Annotated in this window: 1 protein-coding gene and 1 pseudogene; both read left to right on the top strand. The window is 64.8% G+C overall.

What is annotated here, in order from left to right; all coding sequences use genetic code 11:
- The coding region (locus IVB47_RS03500; protein ID WP_247459854.1) for a HAMP domain-containing methyl-accepting chemotaxis protein at window positions 1-1,056 on the top strand (1,056 nt) is incomplete at its 5' end.
- A gap of 184 nt (window positions 1,057-1,240) precedes the next feature.
- A pseudogene (locus IVB47_RS03495) lies at window positions 1,241-2,246 on the top strand (methyl-accepting chemotaxis protein); the annotation flags it as partial.

The raw sequence follows: 2,246 nt of genomic DNA, 5'->3' as shown, positions 1-2,246 counted from the left end.
GGCATTTCGCGTCCGATGATCGCGATGTGCAAGGCGATGCGCGAGCTTGCTTCGGGCAATTTCGACGTCGTGCTGCCGGGCCTGGGCCGCAAGGACGAGATCGGCGAGATGGCCGGCGCGGTCGAGGAATTCAAGGTGCAGGCCGTGGCCAAGGCCGAGCGCGATGCCGCCGCCAACGAACTCCAGAACAGGGAGCAGGCCGCAAGCCGCCGTTCCGAGCTGATTCGTTTCGCCGACGATTTCGAGAGCGCGGTCGGTGCCATCGTCTCCAACGTCTCGGCTTCTGCCGTGCAGCTGGAATCGGCGGCCTCGACGCTGACCCGCACTGCCGAGACCACGCAGAGCCTGTCGAGCCAGGTCGCCGACGTCTCCGAGCAGGCCTCCAGCAACATGCAGTCGGTCGCGACCGCGACGGAAGAGCTCTCGGCCTCGGTCGAGGAGATCGGCCGTCAGGTCCGCGATTCCAGCCGCATTGCCGAAGCCGCCGTGGTGCAGGCAAAGGAGACCGATAACCGCATCGGCAAGCTCTCGCATGCCGCCCAGCAGATCGGCGAAGTGGTCAAGCTCATCACGGCAATCGCCGAGCAGACCAATCTTCTGGCGCTCAACGCGACCATCGAGGCGGCGCGCGCCGGCGAAGCCGGCCGCGGCTTTGCAGTTGTCGCCAGCGAAGTGAAGTCGCTCGCGAGCCAGACCGCGAAGGCCACCGACGAGATCTCCTCGCACATCACGGGCATGCAAGGCGCCACCGCCGAGTCGGTTGCGGCGATCAAGGAGATCGGCGCGACCATCGGCCAGATCTCGTCGATCTCGACATCGATTGCGAGCGCAGTGGAGCAGCAAGGCGCAGCGACGCAGGAAATCGCGCGCAGCGTCCAGACCGTCGCGCAGGGCACTCAGACCGCCGCCACCGACATCGGCCAGGTCAACCGCGGCGCCGCCGAAACCGGCTCGGCCTCGGAAGAGGTGCTGCACTCGGCCAAGACACTGTCGTCCGAAAGCACCCGCCTGCGTGCCGAGCTCGACCGCTTCATGGGCAATATTCGGGCGGCGTAGGGGCATTCGCGCCAATGTCGTCCTGGCGAAAGCCAGGACGACGAGACCCTGCGTCACCTAACCGCCGGTTGCGGCGCCACAAATTTACCGCCGCTTATCCTTTGCCATTTACCGTGCTCACGCGTCAGGAAGCGGGCTGCTTCCGGGCTGCGCCTGGTTTTCCGCGAATGGAATGGGGTGGGGAATGCCCGTCAAGTCGAAGCCGACCACATCGAAGCTGCTCACCTTGCGTTTTCGCGCAAAAATCATCCTCGGCTTCGTGGCGGTGCTCGCCATCCTCGCCGTCAGCATGGCTTTCGCGTATTTCGGCTTCGAGCGGATTCAGGCCGCCGTTGCCTCCTACCGCTCCAGCGTCGCCGAAGCGGACCTTGCGCGGACGGTCGATCGCGAGCTGATCGCTTACCAGGGGCTGGCGCGGGCCTACACGCTGACCGGCGCGGCGGATGATGAGACCGCCGCCAAAGCGGCCGAAGAGAATTTGAGGGCCGCGATCGCCAGGTCTGCGGCGGCCACCACGGGCGCCGCGCGCCGCGAGCAGATCGGCCGGCTCGAGGCCGACTTCAAGAGCTTTACCAAGGTGTTCGGCGAGATCATCACGTTGACGCGCGAGAACGGCAAGATCGCGACGGATGAGCTCAACAGCGTCGGCAACAAGATCCGCTTCAAGTTCGACGATCTTGCCGATACCGCGGCATTGGCGGGCCTGAACTCGGTTCAGGGCACGGCCAAGGACATCACATCGCAATACCTTGCGGTTTCCACCTCGGTCAGCGCCTTCGTCGCCAAGCCGGAGCCGAAGACCGCCGACGGCGTGACCGCCCGCATCAAATTCCTGGAGACCTTGCTGGTCTCGATCTATGCCAACGACCAGAAGATCACCGACCGCGTCACCGAGATCAGCAATCTCCTCAAGCAGTACCGCGCCTCCTTTTCGAAGCTGACCGAGAACGTGAAGGTCATCGTCAAGCTGAACGGCGACATGACCAAGACGGCCGCGTCCATTCTCAAGCTCTCGGGTGAGCTGCGGTCGGAGCTGACGGCGGATCAGCAGCGCATCGAGGTGAGCGCCAATGCCACCATCAGCGAGACCGAGCGGACGATGCTGATGATGGCGCTGGGCGGCCTCGCCATTGGCGCCGCGTTGGCCTGGATGCTGGGCAATGGCATTTCGCGTCCGATGATCGCGATGT

The organism is Bradyrhizobium sp. 62, assembly GCF_023073035.1.
In the GTDB taxonomy this organism is placed as follows: Bacteria; Pseudomonadota; Alphaproteobacteria; order Rhizobiales; family Xanthobacteraceae; genus Bradyrhizobium.
This window is presented reverse-complemented; position numbering and strand designations above follow the sequence as displayed.